This window comes from Actinomadura sp. NPDC000929 (assembly GCF_040492065.1).
In the GTDB taxonomy this organism is placed as follows: Bacteria; Actinomycetota; Actinomycetes; order Streptosporangiales; family Streptosporangiaceae; genus Spirillospora; species Spirillospora verrucosospora.
In genome coordinates, this window is sequence record NZ_JBEUPA010000076.1 from 16,953 (window position 1) to 37,206 (window position 20,254).

The following is a 20,254-nucleotide window of genomic DNA, read 5'->3' on the forward strand; positions in this document are numbered from 1 at the left end:
CCTCAGGCCCAGTCGATCTCGGTGCGGCCGGCGTCGACGAGGGCCTTGTTGACGGCGCTGAACGGGCGCGTCCCGAAGAACTTCTTCGCGCTGAGCGGGCTCGGGTGCGCCGACTCGATCACGGTGTGCTGGGGACCGGTGATCAGGCGCGCCTTCTTGCGGGCGTAGGCGCCCCAGAGGACGAACACGACGCGCTCGGTCTTGTCGTTCAGCGCGCGGATCGCGGCGTCGGTGAAGTCCTCCCAGCCCTTGCCCGCGTGCGAGCCCGCCTCCCCGGCCCGGACGGTCAGCACCGCGTTCAGCAGCAGGACCCCCTGGTCGGCCCAGCGGGTCAGGTCGCCGGACACCGGCGCGGGGACGTCGAGGTCGGCCGCCAGCTCCTTGTAGATGTTGCGCAGGGACGGGGGAAGCCGCACGCCCTCGCGCACGCTGAAGCTCAGCCCGTGCGCCTGGCCGGGGCCGTGGTAGGGGTCCTGCCCGAGGATCAGGACGCGGGCGCCGTCGAACGGGCAGTGCCGGAACGCGTTGAACAGGTCCTCGCGCGGCGGGTAGACGGTCTGCCCGGCGTACTCTCCCGCGACGAACGCGCCCAGCGCGGCGGTGCCGATCGGGTCGAGCAGCGGATCGAGCCGCTCGCGCCAGTCGCCGGGCAGCAGTTCCATCAGGTCGAGGGACATCGTCGGGCCTCCGAGAAACGTGATCTCCAGTTGCCCGGAACACTAGTGCCGGCCTCTGACACGCCAGGCCGAATCCAGGGACTCCGAACCCCCCGACCCTAGGATGAGACAAATGCCCGATTCCCCCCATCGGCGGCGCCTTCGCGCGTCCGTGCTGCTCGCGGTGCTCGTCCTGCCCGCCCTCGGCGCGGGCTGCGGCGGCCCCTCCGGACCGGCGACCCTCACCGTCCTCGCGACCAACTCGATGACGGAGGTGCTCGGCGAGGTCGGCGTGGCCTACCAGCAGCAGAACCCGGACGTCAGGCTGCGGTTCGCGTTCGGCGGGATGCCGGAGATCGCCGACCGCCTCGCCGAGCACGAGCCCGCCGACGTCCTGGTGACGGCCGACGGGGCGAGCATGGACGAGGCCGACGAGTACCTGGCCGGGCGCCGCCGCGTCATCGCCCGCGACGGGCTCACGATCGCGGTCGGGCCCGGCAACCCCCACCGGATCCGGGACCTGCGGGACCTGGCGCGGCCGGGTCTGCGGGTGGTCGTCGGCGCCGGGACGGTCCCCGTCGGCCGCTACACCCGGCAGGTCCTCGCCAAGGCGGGCGTGACCGTCCGGTGGAGCAGCGAGGAGATCAGCGCGCGGGCCGTCCTGGACCGGGTCCGCGCCGGCGAGGCCGACGCGGGCGTGGTCTTCGTCACCGACCTGAACTCGGCCGGGATCGCGGCGAGCAGCGTGCCCATCCCGGCGGCCCAGAACGTCACCGCGTCCTTCCCCGCCGCGGTCGTCCGCGACGGCGGCCACGAGGACGCCGCGAGGGCGTTCGTGGCGTGGCTGGTCACCCCCGACGCGCAGCGGCTGTTCACCAAGTACGGCTTCGTCACACCGGCCGCTCAGCAGTGACCCGCGGGGAACGGATGCGAGCCGACTTCCGTTTACCTCCCCGGAGCCCTCCAGGGCTCGGGAACACCTGATCGCCCCGGCCCCCGGGGCGCGTTGTACGGGGAGATGCGACACGTGCCGGACGAGCGACCCGCGCCACAGCCCAACGGGACACCGCGACCGAACGGGACGCCGCCGAACGCCGGCGCGCAGCGCTCCGGCACGGCCGAGCCCGGCAGACGCCAGTCGGTGCCGCCCCGCAGCGACCCCGACCAGCCCTGGCGCGCCGAAGGCGTCCCCGACCGGAGGGAAGGGCGGGCCCGCGGCCTGCGCGGGGGCGGGTGGAAGCCGAACCGCAACAACGCGGTCTTCTGGGCGCTGCTGCTGGCCGTCTTCGGGCTGAGCTACGTCTCGATGCACCTCACCGGCCAGAAGGAGCGGGTGACGGTCCCCTACACGGCGTTCACCCAGCAGGTCGCCGCCGGGAACGTGAAGGACGTCTACACCAAGGGCTACCAGATCCAGGGCCAGCTGAAGAGCAAGCGGCCGGTCCCGGGGCACGCGGAGAAGACCTACTCCTCGTTCCAGACGCTGCGCCCCGCGTTCGCCGACGACAAGATCTACACGGAGATGGTGGCCAAGGGGGTCGAGGTCGAGGCCAAGCCGGTCAACGAGGACCGCGGCCTGCTCGCCAACCTGCTGCTGTCGCTGCTGCCGACCCTGCTGTTCGTCGGCCTGTGGATCGGCGTGATGGTGTGGCTACAGCGCCGCATGACCGGCGGCGGGGGCGGCCTCATGGGCGGCTTCAACCGCTCCCCCAAGCCCGTGGCCGCGGACGCCAAGCGCGCCACGTTCGCCGACGTCGCCGGCATCGACGAGGTCGAGGCGGAGCTCAGCGAGATCGTCGACTTCCTCAAGGACCCCGGCAAGTACCGCCGGATGGGCGCCCGCGCCCCCCGCGGCGTGCTGCTGACCGGCGCGCCCGGCACCGGCAAGACCCTGCTCGCCCGCGCCGTCGCCGGCGAGGCCGACGTCCCCTTCTACTCCGCGGCCGCGTCGGAGTTCATCGAGATGGTCGTCGGCGTCGGCGCCGCCCGCGTCCGCGAGCTGTTCACCGAGGCCCGCAAGACCGCCCCCTCGATCATCTTCATCGACGAGATCGACACCATCGGACGGGCGCGCGGCGGCGGCGCCAGCATGGGCGGCCACGACGAGCGCGAGCAGACCCTCAACCAGATCCTCACCGAGATGGACGGCTTCTCCGGCTCCGAGGGCGTCGTCGTGATCGCCGCGACGAACCGTCCCGACATCCTGGACCCGGCCCTCATGCGCCCCGGCCGGTTCGACCGGCAGGTCGCGGTGTCCCCGCCCGACCTGGAGGGCCGCGTCGCGATCCTCGGCGTGCACACCCGCGAGGTCCCGCTCGCCGCCGACGCCGACATCCTCTCGATCGCCAGGATGACCCCCGGGATGACCGGCGCCGAGCTGGCCAACCTGGTCAACGAGGCCGCCCTGCTCGCCGTCAAGCGCGAGAAGGACGCCGTGGACATGGACGACTTCCAGAGCGCCCTGGAGAAGGTGCAGCTCGGCACCCGGCGCTCGCTGGTCATGCCGTTCGAGGAGCGCCGCCGCACGTCCTACCACGAGTCCGGGCACGGCCTGCTCGGCATGCTGCAGCCGGGCGCCGATCCCGTCCGCAAGATCACGATCGTGCCGCACGGCCGCGCGCTCGGCGTCACCGTCTCCACCCCCGACGACGACCGCTACGCCTACGACGAGCGCTACCTGCGCGGCCGCATCATCGGCGCGCTCGGCGGCATGGCCGCCGAGGAGCTGGTGTTCGGCGTGATCACCACCGGCTCGGAGAGCGACCTGGAGCAGGTCACCAAGATCGCCCGCGGGATGGTGGGCCGCTGGGGCATGTCCCAGAAGATCGGCCCCCTGTCGATCCTCCCCGCGGACGGGTCGGACCCGATGGGCCAGTACGCCGCCCAGGGCACCCTGGACGCCGTCGACCTGGAGGCCCGCCGGATCGTCGACGAGTGCTACGCCGAGGCGTTGGAGACCCTCCGCGCCCACCGCGACAAGCTGGACTCCCTGGCCGCCGCCCTCCTGGAGAACGAGACCCTCGACGAGTCCGCCGCCTACGCCGCCGCCGGCATCGACCGCACCATCCGCGAGGTAGACCTCTCCAAATCCCACCGCTGACCCGCCCCTTCACCCGTGGCGCCCCGAGGTGTTAACCGATTCTGGGTACGCTGACTACACACGGTCTCTAGGCTGATGGGAGCCGAGCGTGATGGAGGAATCACCCAAAGTGAGTGTTCTTGCCACGGTTCACCATCATCGCGAACTCCCCGACACCCCCTACAACCTCTGGATGCGGGACGAGCTCGCCGACGTACTGGATCTCCCCCACGACGGCACCCGTGTCGAGATCGTCGGTGGGGAGATCATCGTGTCGCCAGGGCCCGATATGGCTCACAACTTCATCGTCCAAGACGTGTCGGATGCTTTCGCGGCCGCCCGCGCGGCTGACGCGTCCTACCCGTGGCGCTGCGTCGCCACGCAGGACCTGAACCTAAGCGAGGTGCACGACGGGTACATCCCGGATCTGTGCGTCTTAAACAGGACGACCGCAGCGGAAGGACGGCGCGCGCAACTACGCAAAGCCCTCCCGGAGCATCTGGAACTCGCGCTAGAGGTGACCTCGCCGAGCACCGCGTCCGAAGATCGCCTACCTGGCCGGCGCCGGGCAAGGCCGACCAAGTGGAACGGGTACGCGCGGGTCGGGATCCCGTACTACCTACTGGTCGACCGCGATCCCAGGGAGGCGCGGACGACGCTCTTCAGCTCGCCCGACACCGCGTCGGGCGACTACATGGAGGCGGTGAGCTGGGAGTTCGGCGAGCCGATCAAACTGCCGGAGCCGTTCGGCCTGGAGATCACCACCGACGAGTGGGAGCCCTGGCAGCGCGGGCCGGGCTGAGAGCGGTCTGCTCGCCTCTAAACGGGTCGGGGGAGGCCTATGGGGTTGGGGAACGGCATCTCGTTCGCCAGGGCCTTGGAGGCTGGCTGGAGCCACTCGTACAGGGTGCTGGGGTCGCTCAGGACGGCGTAGGGGGTTGCTGCCAATTCGTCGGTGCGCCGCTCGATTCGTGCTTTCAGGGCGCGTCCGGCTTCTGTCGCCTCTGTCTCGGCCACGAGGCCGCGTTGGGTGAGTGCTTCGGTCGCCTCCGCCCACTCCTCGGGCGACCAGCCGCGGCTTTCATGGAATCGCTCGGCAGGCACCACGCCCAGGGCGGACGCCAGGACGTTCGCTTCCAGGCCGCTCAGGCCCTCGGCGGTGAGAAGGGCCACGTGTCCGTCACCTCGGTGCTCGCGCAAGGACGTGGTCGCCTGCCAGAGCGCCTCTACCGGGTCCTCTGGGACGGGCAGGTCACGGTTGGCCGCGAACAGAGGGCGGCCGGAGCCGTCCGCCGCCATCACGACTTCTTGCAGGAGCGGCGCGGCCTTCAACGCAACGTCCTCGATGCCGGGGAAGGCCCTGCGAAGGGCACGCGCCGCGGCGTCGCTTCGCGCTTGGAGGATGCTCTCAGGGGACGCGAAACTCCACGCGTCGGGGACGGCTCGCCGTACGCGGGACGGGTGGAAGCCGAAGAAGGTCGCCTCGATCGTCCCTGCGGAGACCCGGCCGAGTGGTGCTCCGCGGCTCCCGAAGTAGCCCATCCAGAAGCCCTTGAGGCCGACGTCCTTGTTGGCCGTCCGGCATTCCTCGGCGAAGTACGTCACCGCGTGCAGCGGCTCTATGGCCTTCCACATCTTCCGCGCGAAAGTCGCATCCACCTGGCGAACGCTAGGCGCGCTCCGGTCTGCGCACAAGCCCGGTCACATCCGGGCCGCGGGGTCCGTCAGTGTGATGACCTAGTGGCATAGAGGGGGACGTGATGGACGAGCGCGAGTTTTTGGCCGAGCGGTTCGAGGGGCACCGCACGCATCTGAAGGCCGTCGCCTACCGGATGCTGGGCTCGCTCGCGGAGGCCGACGACGCCGTCCAGGAGGCCTGGCTGAAGCTCAGCCGGTCCGACTCGGACGACATCGAGAACCTGGGCGGCTGGCTCACGACCGTCGTGGGACGGGTGTGCCTGGACATGCTGCGCTCGCGCACGTCCCGTCGCGAGGACCCGCTGGAGGAACGCCTGCCCGACCCGGTCGTCAGCGCCGCCACCTCCCCCGACCCCGAGTACGAGGCGCTTGTGGCCGACTCGGTCGGTCTCGCGCTCCTGGTGGTCCTGCAGTCCCTCACCCCTGCCGAGCGGCTGGCGTTCGTCCTGCACGACACGTTCGGCGTGCCTTTCGAGGAGATCGCGCACATCGTGGGACGCTCACCCGCCGCCGCCCGCCAGCTGGCCAGCCGCGCCCGCCGCCGGGTGCGCGGCACGGCCCCCGATCCCGAACGCGACCCGGCCCGCCAGCGCGCCGTCGTCGACGCCTTCAACGCGGCCGCCAACGGGGGCGACTTCGAGGCGCTCGTCGCGGTCCTCGCCCCGGACGTGGTGCTCCGCGCGGACGTCGGCGCCATCCCCGGCGGCTGGACGCAGGTCGTCGGCGCCGAGAACGTCGCCGGGCAGGCCATCAGGTTCCGCAGGACGACCCCCGGGCAGGTCATGGACGCCCTGGTCAACGGGACCGCCGGGATCGTCTGGTTCGAGGAGGGGCGCCCGCAGTCCGTCCTGGCCTTCACGGTCGTGGAAGGCCGGGTCACCGCGATCGACATCCTGGCCGACCCCGACCGCCTCGCAGCCCTCGACCTCGTCTACTCCGGCTGATCCAGGGTAGCGGGGAGGGCCGAGACGGTGAGGGTCGTCATGCCCTTCAGGGCGGCGAGGACGGTGGGGTGCGGGGCCGCGTGGACGGTCGGGAGGATCGGGTCGTCCGGGTAGGCCAGGGCGTCGGCGGAGGCGGAGAAGCGCACGCCCGGGTCGCGGGGGTCGAGGCGGACCCACAGGTCGTCGACGAGGGCGGCGGCCAGGCCGTGGACGAAGCCGGGGCGCTGCTGGTAGCACAGTCCGGCCTGGACGCCGCCCGCGCGCAGGAGGGCGACGTAGGCGTGGGACTGGGCGAAGCACAGGCCCGTGCGCTGTTCGAGGACGTCGGAGGCCCGCCACGGGACGCGGGTGTCACCGGTGTCCATGGAGTGCGGGATCCGGTCGCGGACATAGTCGAAGGCCGCGCGCGCGTAGGCGATGTCGTCGCCGGTGCGCAGTTCCGCGGCGATCGACTGGACGAGCGGGTGCTCGAAGTCGATCGCCTCGGACGCGGCGAGGTAGTCCCAGGGCTCGGCGTCGAAGTCCATCACAGGCCGAGGAGCGCCTCGATGCCGACCGTGAGGCGTTCGAGCTCGGGGACCTTGCGGACGGCGAGCAGCACCCCGGGCATGAACGACTCGCGGTTCATCGAGTCGTGCCGGATGGTGAACAGCTCGCCGTGGCCGCCGAGGACGACCTCCTGGTGCGCGACGGCGCCGGACATGCGGACGGCGTGCACGCGGACGCCGTCCACGTCGGCGCCGCGGGCGCCCTCGACCCCGGAGGTGGTGGCGTCCGGGGACGGGGCGACGCCCGCCTCGGCGCGGGCGGCGGCGACCAGCTCGGCGGTGCGGTAGGCGGTGCCGGACGGGGCGTCGGCCTTGTTCGGGTGGTGCGTCTCGACGATCTCGACGGACTCGAAGAACGGGGCCGCCTTCTGGGCGAAGTGCATCATCAGCACCGCGCCGATCCCGAAGTTCGGGGCGATGAGCACGTTCCCGGACGACTCCTCGGTCAGCCAGGAGCGGACCGTGTCGAGCCGGGACGGGTCGAAGCCGGTGGTGCCGACGACGGCGTGCAGGCCGCGCTCGACGCACCACCGGAGGTTGTCCATGACCACGCCGGGGTGGGTGAAGTCGACGACGACCTCGGCGGCCGCCAGCGCGTCGAGCGCCTCGCCCTGGTCGACGGCGGCGACGAGCTCCATGTCGTCGGCCCCCTCGACGGCGCGGCACACCTCGGCGCCCATCCGGCCCTGCGCGCCCAGCACCCCGACCTTTGTCACGTGTTCCTCCCGGTTGGCGTCGCCCCGAGCCTATCGTCAGAAGCGCTTGCCCAGCTCGCGCGCCTCGGCGTGCGCGGTCTGGCGCCCGGTCTCGGCGTCGGCGGTGGCGAGGTTCGGGCGGAACTCGGCGGTGCCGATGTCGGTGATCCCCGTCCAGCGGAGCCAGCCCTCCAGGAACGGGGCCTGGTGGTCGCGGCCGAACGCGGGCCCGCGGCCCTCCCCGTAGACGGCGCTGGTGTAGACGACGGCGGCCTTCTTGCCCTTCAGCAGGCCGCTGTAGCCCTTCTCGGGATCGAAGCGGAACACCCAGCCGGGCTGCGAGACCACGTCGATGAACTGCTTGAGGATGTACGGGACGCTGGAGTTCCACATCGGGACGCTGAACAGGTAGCGGTCGTAGGAGTCGTAGCGCTCGAAGACCTCCCGGGCGGCCCGCCACGTGGCGGCCTCCGCGCCGGACGGCTCGTTCCCCGCGAGCACGGTCATCTTGGCGCCGGCTCCGGCGGGGCCGAACGCGGGCAGGCCGGCCTCCCACAGGTCGAGGTGGTCGACGGCGTCGCCGTGGGTCTCGCGGTAGGCGTCGAGGAACGCGTCGGCCAGCGCCAGCGACTCGGACGCGGCGCCCCGCGGGGACGCGGAGATGTGCAGCAGACGGGACATGAGGGTCCTCTCACCAGAAAATACGGACCAAGGTCCGCTTACTCCTCGGAGATTAGCGGACCCTGGTCCGTTTAACAAGTGAGCGGTGCGTCAGGCTCCGAACTCGCGGTCCCCCACCGGGCCGATCACGGTCAGGGCCTGCGGGCCCGCCAGCACGTCGCGGGCGATGGCGCGGACGTCGTCGGGCGTGACGGCCTCGATGCGCGCCAGAACCTCGTCCACCGGCAGCAGCGACTCGTAGACCAGCTCGCTCTTGCCGATGCGGCTCATCCGGGAGCCGGTGTCCTCCAAGCCGAGCACCATGGCGCCGCGCAGCTGGCCCTTGCCGCGCTCCAGCTCCTCGTCGTCCAGACCGTCGGCGGCCTTGGCCAGCTCGTCCCGGCAGATCGACAGGACCTCCTCGGCCTTGGCCGGCTGGCAGCCCGCGTAGACGCCGAACACGCCGGAGTCGGCGTACTGGGCCGTGTAGCTGTAGACGGAGTACGCCAGCCCGCGCTTCTCGCGGATCTCCTGGAAGAGCCGGGACGACATGCCCCCGCCGAGCGCCGCGTTCAGCACGCCGAGCGCGAACCGCCGCTCGTCGGTGCGGGACGTCCCGGCGCCGCCGATGATGATGTGCGCCTGCTCGGTGTCCTTGTCGATCACCACGCTGCGCGGGTCCAGCGGGACGGGCGCGCCGTTCAGCCGCGGCGCGGCGGGCGCGGCGTCGCCGTGCAGGTGCTCGGCGAACGCCGCCGACACCAGCCGGACCGTCTCGTCGTGGTCGATGTTGCCCGCCACCGACACCACCAGGTTCGACGGGACGTAGTGCTGCCGGTAGTAGCCGTGGATCCGGTCCCGGGACAGCGCGTTGATCGACTCCTCGGTGCCGAGGATGGGACGCCCGAGCGGGGTGTCGCCGTACAGCGCCGTGGAGAACTCGTCGTGGATCAGGTCGCCCGGGTCGTCGTCGCGCATGTGGATCTCTTCGAGGATCACGCCGCGCTCGGCCTCGACGTCCTCGGGCCGGTTCAGCGACGCCGCCACCATGTCGGAGACCACGTCCACCGCGAGGGGCAGGTCGGAGTCCAGGACCCGCGCGTAGTAGCAGGTGTACTCCTTGGCGGTGAACGCGTTGAGGTCGCCGCCGACCGCGTCGATCGCCGCGGAGATCTCCAGCGCCGACCGCCGCCGGGTGCCCTTGAACAGCACGTGCTCGAGGTAATGGCTGGCCCCGGCGTCGGCGGGGGCCTCGTCGCGGGAGCCGACCGCCGCCCAGACGCCGAACGCCGCGGAGCGCACGGTCGGCATCGTCTCGGTGATGATCCGCAGCCCGCCGGGCAGGACGGTGCGGCGGACCGCGCCGGCGCCGTCGGAGTGGATCGTGGTGGTGGTGCCGGGCTCCTGCGCCCGCGCCGGCAGGGTCACGTGTGGCTCACATTCCGTCGGGGGAAAGCGGCCGGCCGGCCGGTCCGCAGCCTCATCGCGCTGCGGATCCGGCCGGCCGGTCATGGGTTCTGATCAGGAGTTGCGCTGGCCGGCGTCGTCGTCGGACCCGCGGCGGGTGCGGCGGCGCCGCGGACCGCGCCGGTCGCCGTCGTCGCGGCGCTCGCCGGAGCCGCCGTCACCGGACGCCGGGGCGGAGGCGGGCTCGTCGCCGCCGTCCGTCTCGGCCTTCCCGGCGGCCTCGCGCTCGACCACCTCGACCGGCACCAGCGACAGCTTGCCGCGCTGGTCGATCTCGGTGACCTCGACCTGGATCTTCTCGCCGACGCCCATCACGTCCTCGACGTTCTCGATCCGGGCGCCGCCGTGCAGCTTGCGGATCTGGGAGACGTGCAGCAGGCCGTCCTTGCCGGGCAGCAGCGACACGAACGCGCCGAACGTGGTGGTCTTGACGACGGTCCCGAGGAACCGTTCGCCGACCTCCGGCATGTGCGGGTTGGCGATCGAGTTGATCGCCTGCCGCGCGGCCTCGGCGGACGGCCCGTCGGTGGCGCCGACGTAGATCGTGCCGTCGTCCTCGATCGTGATGTCGGCGCCGGTGTCGTCCTGGATCGAGTTGATCATCTTGCCCTTGGGGCCGATGACCTCGCCGATCTTGTCGACCGGGACCTTGATCGTGATGATCCGCGGCGCGTTCGGGCTCATCTCGGCGGGCGCCTCGATGGCCTCCTGCATCACGTCCAGGATCGCCAGGCGGGCGCCCTTGGCCTGCTTCAGCGCGGCGGCCAGCACCGAGGCCGGGATGCCGTCGAGCTTGGTGTCCAGCTGCAGCGCCGTGATGAGGTCACGGGTGCCGGCGACCTTGAAGTCCATGTCGCCGAACGCGTCCTCGGCGCCGAGGATGTCGGTCAGGGTGACGTACTCGTCGCCCTCGTTGATCAGGCCCATGGCGATGCCCGCCACCATCTGCCGGAGCGGGACGCCCGCGTCCAGCAGCGACATGGTGGACGCGCACACCGAGCCCATCGAGGTGGAGCCGTTGGAGCCGAGCGCCTCCGACACCTGCCGGATGGCGTACGGGAACTCCTCGCGCGAGGGCAGCACCGGGATCAGGGCGCGCTCGGCGAGGGCGCCGTGACCGATCTCGCGGCGCTTCGGGGAGCCGACCCGGCCGGTCTCGCCGGTGGAGTACGGCGGGAAGTTGTAGTTGTGCATGTAGCGCTTGGTGCGCTCGGGGTTCAGCGTGTCGATCGTCTGCTCCATGCGGAGCATGTTGAGCGTCGTCACGCCGAGGATCTGCGTCTCGCCGCGCTCGAACAGCGCCGAGCCGTGCACCCGCGGGATGACGTGCGCCTCGGCGGTCAGCTGGCGGATGTCCTTCAGGCCGCGGCCGTCGATGCGCAGCCCGTCGCGGATCACGCGCTCGCGGACCAGCTTCTTGGTGAGGGCGCGGTAGGCGGCGGAGATCTCCTTCTCGCGCCCCTCGAACTGCTCGGCGAGCTTCTCGGCGGCGGCCGCCTTGATCTCGTCGAGCCGGGACTCGCGCTCCTGCTTGCCGGCGATGGTCAGCGCCTGCGCCAGGTCTCCGCTGACCGCGTCGGTGACGGCGGCGAGCACGTCGTCCTGGTAGTCCAGGAAGATCGGGTACTCGGCGGTCTCCTTGGCGGCGACCTCCGCGAGGTCGCTCTGCGCCTTGCACAGCGCCTTGATGAACGGCTTGGCCGCCTCGAGGCCCTCGGCGACGGTCTCCTCGGTGGGCGCGGTCGCGCCCTCGCCGACGAGCTTGATGGTGTCGCGGGTGGACTCCGCCTCCACCATCATGATCGCGACATCGCCGTCGGCCAGCACGCGGCCGGCCACGACCATGTCGAAGGTCGCGCGCTCCAGCTCGGGGTGGGTCGGGAAGCCGATCCACTGACCGTCGATCAGCGCGACGCGCACGCCGCCGATCGGGCCCGAGAAGGGCAGGCCCGCCAGCTGCGTGGACATCGAGGCGGCGTTGATCGCCACGACGTCGTACAGGTGGTCGGGGTGCAGCGCCATGATCGTCTCGACGACCTGGATCTCGTTGCGCAGGCCCTTGGCGAACGACGGGCGCAGCGGCCGGTCGATCAGCCGGCAGGTCAGGATGGCGTCCTCGGACGGACGCCCCTCGCGGCGGAAGAACGAGCCCGGGATGCGCCCGGCGGCGTACATCCGCTCCTCGACGTCCACGGTCAGCGGGAAGAAGTCCAGGTTGTCCTTGGGCTTCTTGGACGCGGTGGTCGCCGACAGCACCATCGTCTCGTCGTCGAGGTAGGCGACGGCGGAACCGGCCGCCTGCCGGGCCAGCCGGCCGGTCTCGAAGCGGATGGTGCGGGTGCCGAACGTGCCGTTGTCGATCACGGCTTCGGTGGTCTGCGCACCGTCGATGCGCACGGCTTCTGTCACGGGAAACCTCCTCATGGGTTCCTTTTCGGTCCTCGCGGCCGTTTCCCGTTGGCTGTCACGCTGCCGGTCTTCGATCGAAGCACCCGGATCGAGAGCGCCGCCGACGCGGCGGAACGGATCCGGAAGCCACTACCGAGGACCGGCCCGCACCAGCGGTGTCCGCGAGGCTTGTCTGAAATTGGGGTCGGGGCCCGGTGGGCCCGCCGACCGTAAAAGGAAGGGAGTGGCCCGGCGGGCCACTCCCTCACCCTGCTAGCGCCGCAGCCCGAGTCGCTCGATCAGCTGCCGGTAGCGGTTGATGTCCTTGTTCGCGAGGTACTTCAGGAGCCGGCGACGACGGCCGACCAGCAGCAGGAGGCCGCGGCGGCTGTGGTGGTCGTGCTTGTGCTCCTTGAGGTGCTCGGTCAGATCGTTGATACGGCGCGTCAGCAGCGCGACCTGGACCTCCGGGGATCCGGTGTCACCCTCAGTGGTCGCGTACTCGGCGATGATCTGGTTCTTGGTGGCGGTGTCGAGCGACACGTGGCTCCTTCGATGGATTCGTCACCCGCAGATCCAGGCCCGGTGGGCGCACGGGTCCGCATGGTGCGTGTTGAAGAGGGTGGCGGGCCGCATGAGGGTGCAGCCAGCCGCGCCGGGGCCCTTCCCGGCGACTATTCACCGTACCACGGCGTGTTGGCTGCAAGCCCGGCTGTGCTGGCTGCAAGCCCGGCCCGAGGTGCTCGCCTGGCGGCTCGCACCTCGACCGGTCTTGGGGCGAGCGCGACCTCGCTTCGCGAGCTTCCCGGTGGGGGCTCGCCTTCGGCTTCGCCCCCACCGGTCAGGTCGCGCGCTCGCGCGACGATCGAGGCGGTCTGCGTCAGCGCGGCGAGGCGTGAGACGGGCTCAGGAGGTGATCTCGCGGGCTCGGGCCACGTCGCGGTGCATCTCCTCGATCAGCGCTTCGACGGAGTCGAACTTCAACGTGTCGCGGATGCGGGCGGTGAAGTCGACGGCCATGTGCTCGCCGTACAGGTCGAGGTCGTCGCGGTCCAGCGCGTAGGCCTCCACGGTCCGCTCCCCCGCGCCCTCGAAGGTCGGGTTCGTCCCGATGGAGATCGCCGCCGGCCAGCGGAAGGCGGGGTAGCGGTCGGAGTCGCAGACCAGCCAGCCCCCGTAGACGCCGTCCGCCGGGATCTCCGTGTGCGGCAGCGTCTCCAGGTTGGCGGTGGGGAACCCGAGCGCGCGGCCCCGCTGGTGGCCGCGCACGACGACGCCCTCGACGCGGTGCGGGCGGCCGAGCGCGTGCGCCGCCGCCTCGACGTCGCCCGCGTCGAGCCGTCCCCTGATGTAGGTGGACGAGATCGTGTCGCCGTCGGCCACCAGCGGCATGCCCTCGGCCGTGAAGTCGTACTTCTCGCCGAGCTCCCGCAGCAGCGCCACGTCCCCCTTGGCCTTGTGCCCGAACCGGAAGTCCTCGCCGACGATCACGTGGGCGGCGTGCAGCCGGTCGACCAGCACCGACTGGACGAACTCGTCCGGCGGCACCTTCGACAGCTCCAGCGTGAAGGGCACGACCACGACCGCGTCGGTGCCGAGTCCCTCCAGCAGCTCGATGCGGCGCCTGGTCGAGGCGAGCAGCGGGGGGTGCGTGCCGGGCCGGACGACCTCGTCCGGATGCGGGTCGAACGTGATGACCACCGAGCGCAGCCCGCGGCGGCGCGCCTCCTCGGCGGCGGCGCCCACGATCCGCTGGTGGCCGCGGTGCACGCCGTCGAACACCCCGATGGTGATCACCGAACGGCCCCAGTCTGCGGGAACCTCGTCGAGGCCATTCCAGCGCCGCACCATGCTCTCCCTGCGTAGGACGTTCCTGTCAGGTACTTCTTTGCCGTCCTCAAGAGTGCCATGCGGGGGCGGGGTTGGTCGCACCCAGGGGGCGTGGTGTGCGGCACCCGCCCCCTGGCGCATCCAGCGGACGGCGTCAGCCGGACTGGTAGACGACCAGCGACACCGCGATGTACTGCAGGACGTAGGCCGCCAGCGTGCAGGCGTGGAACACCTCGTGGAACCCGAACCAGCTCGGGGACGGGTTGGGGCGGCGCAGCCCGTACACCACTCCCCCGACGCTGTAGCAGATCCCCCCTGCCGCGACCAGGAGGCAGGCGGCCAGGCCCGCCCCGGACAGGAACTGCGGCAGGAACAGCACCGCCACCCAGCCGAGCGCGATGTAGAGGGCGACGTAGAGGGCGCGGGGAGCGCCGATCCAGGTCGTCCGGAACACGACCCCGGCGATGGCCCCGGTCCACACGATGGCGAGGACGGCCACGCGCACGGCGCCGTCCAGCGCCAGCACGGCGAACGGCGTGTACGTCCCCGCGATGATCAGATAGATGTTGGCGTGGTCGAAGCGGCGGAGCACCTCGATCAGCCGGTGCGACTGCTGCCGGTGGTACGTCCCCGAGATCCCGAACAGCATTCCCGACGTCGCCACGTACAGCGCCGACGCCAGCCGCGCCTCCGTACTCGGGCCGAGCGCCACCAGCACGAGCCCCGCGACGAGCACCGCGGGGAACGCGCCGAGGTGCAGCCAGCCGCGCAGTCGCGGCCGGGTGGGGGACGCCACCGGGGGGTCGTCTTTCACCGTGGTCACGGACACCTCCTCACGAACCTACGCCTAAGTAGGTTACGCGACCGTAGGTTGGTGGCGCATCCGTTCCTCCGGTGATGCTCGCCACGGGACGGCACCGCGCTCTCCCCGGGTCAGGAGACGAACACCGCGAGGGACTTGGCGACGGGGCCCCGCTCCTCGACGAGCGCGAGCAGCGTTCCGTCCGGCGCGAAGACGCCCACCGGGCCGGGCCCGAGGCCGACGGCCGGCAGCCGCCCGCCGTGCGCGACCTTGCGGGCGTCGTCGTCGGAGACGTCCCGCCGCGGGAACACCGCCGCGACGGCCTCGGCCATCGGCAGGATCTCCAGCTCCTCGGCGAGCCGGTCGAGCGTGCGCGCCATCGACAGGTCGTAGGGCCCGACGCGGGTGCGGCGCAGCGCGGTCAGATGGCCGCCGCAGCCGAGCGAGGCGCCGAGGTCGCGGGCCAGCGCCCGGATGTAGGTCCCCGACGAGCACGCCACCGAGGCGTCCACGTCGATCAGGCCGCCGTGCCGCCGGACGTCCAGCACCGTGAACTCGTCCACGGTCACCGGGCGCGCGGCGAGCTCCACGTCCTCGCCCTTGCGGGCCATCTTGTAGGCCCGCTCACCGTTCACCTTGATCGCGCTGACCTGCGGCGGGACCTGCTGGATCGTCCCGGTCAGCTCCGCGACGCCGGCCCGCAGCGCCTCCTCGGTGACGGCCTCGGCGGACGCGGTCGCGATGGTCTCGCCCTCCGCGTCGTCGGTGTTGGTCGACTCGCCCAGCCGGATCGTGGCGTCGTAGCCCTTGCGGGTCAGCGCGAGATGCCCGAGCAGGCGGGTGGCCTTCCCGATCCCGAGGACGAGCACTCCCGTCGCCATCGGGTCCAGCGTGCCCGCGTGCCCGACCCGCCGGGTCTTGGCCAGCCGCCGCATCTTTCCCACGACGTCGTGCGACGTCCAGCCGGCGGGCTTGTCCACGATGACGAGTCCCGAATCCATGCTCTTGCTTCACCTCGAAGACGGCGGGCGGACGGAGGACGGCGATTCTAGCCGTCCCCACGCCCTGGCAGGTTCTCGCCAGGGCACGGCTTCGCCCCGGTCAATGGTCGGAGGGCAGCAGGGCGCGCAACCGGTCGAGCGCCTCGTCGACCGGCCCTCCCCAGACGAAGCCCGCCATCTCGCGGTGACCGCCGCCGTCGAGCGCCGCGCACACCTTGCTCAGGTCGACGTGGCCCTTGGAGCGGGCGGAGAAGTACCAGCGGCCGTCGTCGGTCTCCTTGCACACGACGGCGACCTCGGCCTCGTCGGTCCGGCGCAGCTGGTCGATGACGCCTTCGAGCTGCTCGTACGGCAGGCCGCGCCGGTCCGTGCGGGCGATCGCCGTCCAGACCAGGCCGCGGCCGCCCGCGGCGTCGCGTTCCAGCCGGGCCCGCGCCAGCGCGCCCGCGAGGACCTGCAGGTAGTCGAACGGGGCCCGGTCCCACAGCTCCCGGCTGACCGTCTCCGGCCGGACGCCCGCCGTCAGCAGCCGTCCTGCCAGGTCGTGGACCTCGGGTGTCGTGGAGGGGTACTTGAACGAGCCGGTGTCGCTGGCGAGCCCCGCGTACAGGCCCTGGGCGATGTCGCGGTCGAGCGGCACGCCGAGCCTGCGGATCAGCTCCTCGACCAGCACCGCCGTGGCGGCGGCGTCCGGGTCGACCAGCCGCACGCCGCCGAAACCGGTGTTGGACGCGTGGTGGTCGATGACGATCAGAGCGCCGGCCCGGTCGGCGGCGCCCGCGAGCGAGCCGAGCCGGGCCCGGCCCGCCGCGTCCAGCGAGATCATCAGCTTCGGGGCGCGCGGCATCCGGGCCGGGTCGACCAGCATCTCCTGGCCCGGCAGGAACCGCAGGATCGCCGGGACGCCGAACGGCTCCCCGAACGAGGCCAGGCAGCGTTTGCCGCACGAGCGCAGCGCCTGGGCGAGCGCCAGCATCGAGCCGAGCGCGTCGCCGTCGGGGACCACGTGGCAGGCGAGGCAGATCTCGTCGGCCTCGCGGATCAGCTCGACCGCGCGGTCCCAGTCGAGCGCGGCGGGCGCCCCGCCGGACCCGGCCGGAAGGGCGGACCTGGACGGCGCGCCGCGCCCGTCCGCAACACCCATCTCCGACGGACCGCCGGGCGCGGCTTCAGGCGGCACGCCGGGCGCGGGCTCGGGCTCAGGCGGCACGCCGGGCGCGGACATCGCACCGGCCTCGGCATGGCCATCGGATCTGGACGCCACGCCCGACCCAGAGCGCGAACCCGGCCCAGAGCGCGAACCCTGGCCGGGGGGCGAGCCCTGTCCGGACCGGGCACTCTGGTTGCAGAATGCGCCGGGCACGGCGCGTGCCGCGGTCTCGGCCGGGCCGTTCACGATGACGGGCGTCCGGAGCGGCCGTCCTCACCGTCCCGCGCGGCGTCTTGCTCGTCGAAGCCGCCTTCGTCCTCGTCGAGGTCGTCGTCCTCGTCCTCGTCGGAGTCGGGCTCGCGGTAGGGATTGGCGTCCCCCGCGGGGGACGCGCCCTGCGCGGCCCGCGCGACCTCGGCGTCCTTGGCGCGCGCCTGGGCCAGCAGGTCGTCGATGTGCGCCGCGTTCTCCATCAGGGAGTCCATCACGAAGGTGATGCTGGGCGTGTGGCGGACGCCCGTCTTCCTGCCCACCTCCGACCGGATGACGCCCTTGGCGCTCTCCAGAGCGGCGGCCGTCTCGGCGCGCTCGCCGTCCGACCCGTACACCGTGTAGTACACGGTGGCGTCGCGGAGGTCGTTGGTGATGCGGGTGTCCGTCACGGTCACGAAGCCGAGCCGCGGATCCTTGATCCGCCTCTCCAGCATCTCGGCGACGATCTGCTGGATGCGGTCGGCGAGCTTGCGCGCGCGAGCTGCGTCCACCATGATCGCACTCCCTTTCTATGGTCTGAGCGGGAAGGTCGGTTCCCGCTCCTTCATTGTGGGGCGGGACCCGCCCGCGTGCCCGTCAGTCCTCGCTGCTGTACAGGCGCTGCCGGGCGGACAGCAGCTCGATCTCCGGCCGTCCGGCCACGAGCCGCTCGCACTGGTCGAGGACCTCGGTGCAGTTGGCCGCCGTGCCCGACACCACCGCCACTCCGATCTCCGCCCTGCGGTGGAGGTCGTTGTCGCCGGTCTCGGCGACGGCCACCGCCGGGAAGTGCTTGTGCACCTCGGCGATGACGGGACGCAGGACGGACCGCTTCTGCTTCAGCGAGCGGACGTCCCCCAGCAGCAGGTCGAGAGTCAGCGCACCCACGTACACCTGGTCGATCACCTCGAAGTCATCAGAGATGGAACGACGGAGGTCATCCACCGTGTTCCCGGACATGACAGACGCCAGGCTAGAAGATCCGCCTGGCGCTTGGTCACCCATTTAACGATCACATCGTCGGCGTGCCCGGAGGGGCCGCCGGGCCGGCCGCCCGCGCGGCCCCCCGAGGGGCCGCGCGGACCTGCCGTCCGCCTCAGTCGCGGGGCTTCTCCCGCATCTCGAAGCACTCGATGACGTCACCGAGCTTGATGTCGTTGTAACCGACACCGATGCCGCACTCGAAGCCCTCGCGGACCTCGGTCGCGTCCTCCTTGAAGCGGCGCAGCGACGACACCGTGAGGTTGTCGGCGACCACGACGCCGTCGCGGACGAGGCGGGCCTTGGCGTTGCGCTGGATGATCCCCGAGGTGACCATCGAGCCGGCGACGTTGCCGATCCGCGGCACCTTGAAGATCTCGCGGACCTCGGCGGTGCCGAGCTGGGCCTCCTCGAACTCCGGCTTGAGCATGCCCTTGAGGGCCGCCTCGATCTCCTCGATCGCCTGGTAGATGATCGAGTAGTACCGGATGTCGACGCCCTCGCGGTCGGCCAGCTCCTGCGCGTTGCGCTCCGGCCGCACGTTGAAGCCGATGATGACCGCGCCCTCGGACGCCAGCGACAGGTTGACGTCGTCCTGCGTGATCGCGCCGACGCCGCGGCGGATGATCCGCAGGTTGACCTCGTCGCCCACGTCGATCTTGAGGAGGGAGTCCTCCAGCGCCTCGACGGAACCGGACACGTCGCCCTTGAGGATGAGCAGCAGCTCCTGCCGCTCGCCCCGCTCCAGGTCCTTGAACAGCTCTTCCAGCGAGCTGCTCTTACGGCTCTTGAGCAGTTCGGCGTTGCGCTTGCGCGCGACCCGCTTGTCGGCGATCTGCCGGGCGACGCGGTCGTCCTCGACGACCAGGAAGTTGTCGCCCGCGCCGGGCACGGCCGCGAGGCCGAGCACCATCACCGGACGGGACGGGCCCGCCTCCTCGACGCTGTTGCCGTTCTCGTCGAGCATCGCCCGGACGCGGCCGTTGGCCACGCCGCAGACGATCGAGTCGCCGACCCGCAGCGTGCCGCGCTGGACCAGCACGGTCGCCACGGCGCCCCGGCCCTTGTCCAGGTGGGCCTCGATGGCCGAGCCCTGGGCGGGCATGTCGGGGTTGGCCTTCAGGTCGAGCGTGGCGTCGGCGGTCAGGACGATCGCCTCCAGCAGCCCGTCGATGTTGGTCCCCTGCTTGGCGGACACGTCGATGAACTGCGTGTCGCCGCCGAACTCCTCGGCGACCAGGCCGTACTCGGTGAGCTGCGCCCGGACCCGGTTCGGGTCCGCGCCCTCGACGTCGATCTTGTTGACCGCGACGACGATCGGGACCCCGGCCGCGGTGGCGTGGTCGATCGCCTCGGTGGTCTGCGGCTTGACGCCGTCGTCGGCCGCGACCACCAGCACCACCAGGTCGGTGGTGTCGGCACCGCGGGCACGCATGGCGGTGAACGCCTCGTGACCCGGGGTGTCGATGAAGGTGATCTTGCGGTCCTCGCCGTCGACGACGGTCTCGACCTGGTAGGCGCCGATGTGCTGGGTGATGCCGCCGGCCTCGCCCGCCTGCACGTTGGCGTGCCGGACGGCGTCCAGCAGCTTGGTCTTACCGTGGTCGACGTGACCCATGACGGTGACGACCGGCGGACGCGACTGGAGGTTCTCCTCGCCGCCCTCGTCCTCGCCGTACTCGATGTCGAAGGACTCGAGCAGCGCGCGGTCCTCGTCCTCGGGGCTGACGACCTGGACGTCGAAGTCCAGCTCGAGCCCGAGCTCCATCAGGTCGTTGGGGTCGACCGACTGGGTCGCCGTGACCATCTTGCCGAGGTGCATCATGATCGCGACGAGCGACGCCGGATTGGCGCCGATCTTCTCGGCGAAGTCGGTCAGGGACGCGCCCTGCGGCAGCCGGATGGTCTTGCCGTTGCCGCGCGGAGCCGAGACGCCGCCGACGGCGGGCGCCTGCATGTTCTCGAACTCTTGACGACGCGCCCGCTTCGACTTGCGTCCGCGCGCCGGGCGCCCGCCGGGCCGCCCGAAGGCGCCCTGCGTGCCGCCGCGACCGCGACCGCCGCCACCGGGACGGGGGCCGAAGCCGCCGCCACCGGGACGAC

At 71.7% G+C, this 20,254-nt stretch carries 19 protein-coding genes; 4 read left to right on the forward strand and 15 right to left on the reverse strand.

The genetic code is table 11. From position 1 onward, the window contains the following. Positions 1 to 2: 2 nt before the first annotated feature. Positions 3 to 677 (reverse strand): uracil-DNA glycosylase, encoded by a 675-nt coding sequence (locus tag ABWI04_RS24510; protein ID WP_345174230.1) that lies wholly within the window; start codon positions 675 to 677, stop codon positions 3 to 5. A gap of 112 nt (positions 678 to 789) precedes the next feature. Here ABWI04_RS24510 and modA point away from each other — a divergent pair, with 112 nt between their 5' ends. The 3 genes from modA to ABWI04_RS24525 all read left to right on the forward strand — a co-directional run bounded on the left by modA (position 790) and on the right by ABWI04_RS24525 (position 4,537). Then, on the forward strand, positions 790 to 1,569 hold the full coding sequence (modA, locus tag ABWI04_RS24515; protein ID WP_345174229.1) for a molybdate ABC transporter substrate-binding protein: 780 nt from the start codon (positions 790 to 792) through the stop codon (positions 1,567 to 1,569). Between the two features lie 114 nt (positions 1,570 to 1,683). After that, positions 1,684 to 3,756, forward strand: coding sequence for an ATP-dependent zinc metalloprotease FtsH (gene ftsH, locus ABWI04_RS24520; RefSeq protein WP_353833914.1), 2,073 nt, complete (start codon positions 1,684 to 1,686; stop codon positions 3,754 to 3,756). A gap of 91 nt (positions 3,757 to 3,847) precedes the next feature. Then, on the forward strand, positions 3,848 to 4,537 hold the full coding sequence (locus tag ABWI04_RS24525; RefSeq protein WP_353833918.1) for a Uma2 family endonuclease: 690 nt from the start codon (positions 3,848 to 3,850) through the stop codon (positions 4,535 to 4,537). Positions 4,538 to 4,554: 17 nt separating this feature from the next. On the opposite strand, the gene ABWI04_RS24530 is transcribed toward ABWI04_RS24525, so the two are convergent. Beyond that, positions 4,555 to 5,394, reverse strand: a complete 840-nt coding sequence (locus ABWI04_RS24530; RefSeq protein ID WP_353833915.1) for an SCO6745 family protein — start codon at positions 5,392 to 5,394, stop codon at positions 4,555 to 4,557. Between the two features lie 101 nt (positions 5,395 to 5,495). Between ABWI04_RS24530 and sigJ the strand changes: the two genes are divergently transcribed. Continuing rightward, positions 5,496 to 6,377 (forward strand): RNA polymerase sigma factor SigJ, encoded by an 882-nt coding sequence (sigJ, locus tag ABWI04_RS24535; RefSeq protein WP_345174222.1) that lies wholly within the window; start codon positions 5,496 to 5,498, stop codon positions 6,375 to 6,377. On the opposite strand, the gene ABWI04_RS24540 is transcribed toward sigJ, so the two are convergent. From ABWI04_RS24540 to infB, 13 genes are all read right to left on the reverse strand, one after another. Then, positions 6,365 to 6,904, reverse strand: coding sequence for a transglutaminase-like domain-containing protein (locus ABWI04_RS24540; RefSeq protein WP_345174219.1), 540 nt, complete (start codon positions 6,902 to 6,904; stop codon positions 6,365 to 6,367). The genes sigJ and ABWI04_RS24540 overlap by 13 nt on opposite strands. Beyond that, positions 6,904 to 7,641, reverse strand: a complete 738-nt coding sequence (dapB, locus tag ABWI04_RS24545) for a 4-hydroxy-tetrahydrodipicolinate reductase (RefSeq protein WP_353833916.1) — start codon at positions 7,639 to 7,641, stop codon at positions 6,904 to 6,906. Before dapB ends, ABWI04_RS24540 begins: the two co-directional genes overlap by 1 nt. A gap of 36 nt (positions 7,642 to 7,677) precedes the next feature. Then, positions 7,678 to 8,301, reverse strand: coding sequence for an FMN-dependent NADH-azoreductase (locus tag ABWI04_RS24550; RefSeq protein WP_345174217.1), 624 nt, complete (start codon positions 8,299 to 8,301; stop codon positions 7,678 to 7,680). Between the two features lie 90 nt (positions 8,302 to 8,391). Then, positions 8,392 to 9,708 carry a M16 family metallopeptidase gene (locus ABWI04_RS24555; RefSeq protein WP_345174215.1) on the reverse strand — a complete coding sequence of 439 codons (1,317 nt, stop codon included), beginning with the start codon at positions 9,706 to 9,708 and terminating at the stop codon, positions 8,392 to 8,394. Between the two features lie 93 nt (positions 9,709 to 9,801). Next, on the reverse strand, positions 9,802 to 12,156 hold the full coding sequence (locus ABWI04_RS24560) for a polyribonucleotide nucleotidyltransferase (RefSeq protein ID WP_378189273.1): 2,355 nt from the start codon (positions 12,154 to 12,156) through the stop codon (positions 9,802 to 9,804). 252 nt (positions 12,157 to 12,408) lie between these two features. After that, positions 12,409 to 12,678, reverse strand: a complete 270-nt coding sequence (gene rpsO / locus ABWI04_RS24565) for a 30S ribosomal protein S15 (protein WP_067792110.1) — start codon at positions 12,676 to 12,678, stop codon at positions 12,409 to 12,411. A 363-nt stretch (positions 12,679 to 13,041) separates the two neighbouring features. Further along, positions 13,042 to 13,983 carry a bifunctional riboflavin kinase/FAD synthetase gene (locus ABWI04_RS24570; protein WP_345174213.1) on the reverse strand — a complete coding sequence of 314 codons (942 nt, stop codon included), beginning with the start codon at positions 13,981 to 13,983 and terminating at the stop codon, positions 13,042 to 13,044. A gap of 136 nt (positions 13,984 to 14,119) precedes the next feature. Next, positions 14,120 to 14,788, reverse strand: a complete 669-nt coding sequence (gene trhA / locus ABWI04_RS24575; RefSeq protein ID WP_345174210.1) for a PAQR family membrane homeostasis protein TrhA — start codon at positions 14,786 to 14,788, stop codon at positions 14,120 to 14,122. Positions 14,789 to 14,898: 110 nt separating this feature from the next. After that, positions 14,899 to 15,768, reverse strand: a complete 870-nt coding sequence (gene truB, locus ABWI04_RS24580; protein WP_345174209.1) for a tRNA pseudouridine(55) synthase TruB — start codon at positions 15,766 to 15,768, stop codon at positions 14,899 to 14,901. Between the two features lie 100 nt (positions 15,769 to 15,868). Beyond that, positions 15,869 to 16,912 (reverse strand): DHH family phosphoesterase, encoded by a 1,044-nt coding sequence (locus ABWI04_RS24585; protein ID WP_345174208.1) that lies wholly within the window; start codon positions 16,910 to 16,912, stop codon positions 15,869 to 15,871. A gap of 248 nt (positions 16,913 to 17,160) precedes the next feature. Then, entirely contained in the window at positions 17,161 to 17,685 is a 525-nt protein-coding gene (gene rbfA, locus ABWI04_RS24590) for a 30S ribosome-binding factor RbfA (protein ID WP_345174206.1), read from the reverse strand. A gap of 82 nt (positions 17,686 to 17,767) precedes the next feature. Then, positions 17,768 to 18,076 (reverse strand): DUF503 domain-containing protein, encoded by a 309-nt coding sequence (locus ABWI04_RS24595; protein ID WP_345174204.1) that lies wholly within the window; start codon positions 18,074 to 18,076, stop codon positions 17,768 to 17,770. A 190-nt stretch (positions 18,077 to 18,266) separates the two neighbouring features. Next, on the reverse strand, positions 18,267 to 20,254 hold a 1,988-nt coding region (gene infB / locus ABWI04_RS24600; protein WP_353833917.1), incomplete at its 5' end, for a translation initiation factor IF-2.

Excerpts from the sequence above, each read along its gene's own strand:
- ABWI04_RS24510 (WP_345174230.1), bottom strand. The coding sequence starts at position 677 with ATGTCCCTCGACCTGATGGAACTGCTGCCCGGCGACTGGCGCGAGCGG.
- modA (WP_345174229.1), top strand. The coding sequence starts at position 790 with ATGCCCGATTCCCCCCATCGGCGGCGCCTTCGCGCGTCCGTGCTGCTC.
- ABWI04_RS24525 (WP_353833918.1), top strand. The coding sequence starts at position 3,848 with ATGGAGGAATCACCCAAAGTGAGTGTTCTTGCCACGGTTCACCATCAT.
- sigJ (WP_345174222.1), top strand. The coding sequence starts at position 5,496 with ATGGACGAGCGCGAGTTTTTGGCCGAGCGGTTCGAGGGGCACCGCACG.
- ABWI04_RS24540 (WP_345174219.1), bottom strand. The coding sequence starts at position 6,904 with ATGGACTTCGACGCCGAGCCCTGGGACTACCTCGCCGCGTCCGAGGCG.
- ABWI04_RS24550 (WP_345174217.1), bottom strand. The coding sequence starts at position 8,301 with ATGTCCCGTCTGCTGCACATCTCCGCGTCCCCGCGGGGCGCCGCGTCC.
- truB (WP_345174209.1), bottom strand. The coding sequence starts at position 15,768 with ATGGATTCGGGACTCGTCATCGTGGACAAGCCCGCCGGCTGGACGTCG.
- ABWI04_RS24585 (WP_345174208.1), bottom strand. The coding sequence starts at position 16,912 with ATGGGTGTTGCGGACGGGCGCGGCGCGCCGTCCAGGTCCGCCCTTCCG.
- rbfA (WP_345174206.1), bottom strand. The coding sequence starts at position 17,685 with ATGGTGGACGCAGCTCGCGCGCGCAAGCTCGCCGACCGCATCCAGCAG.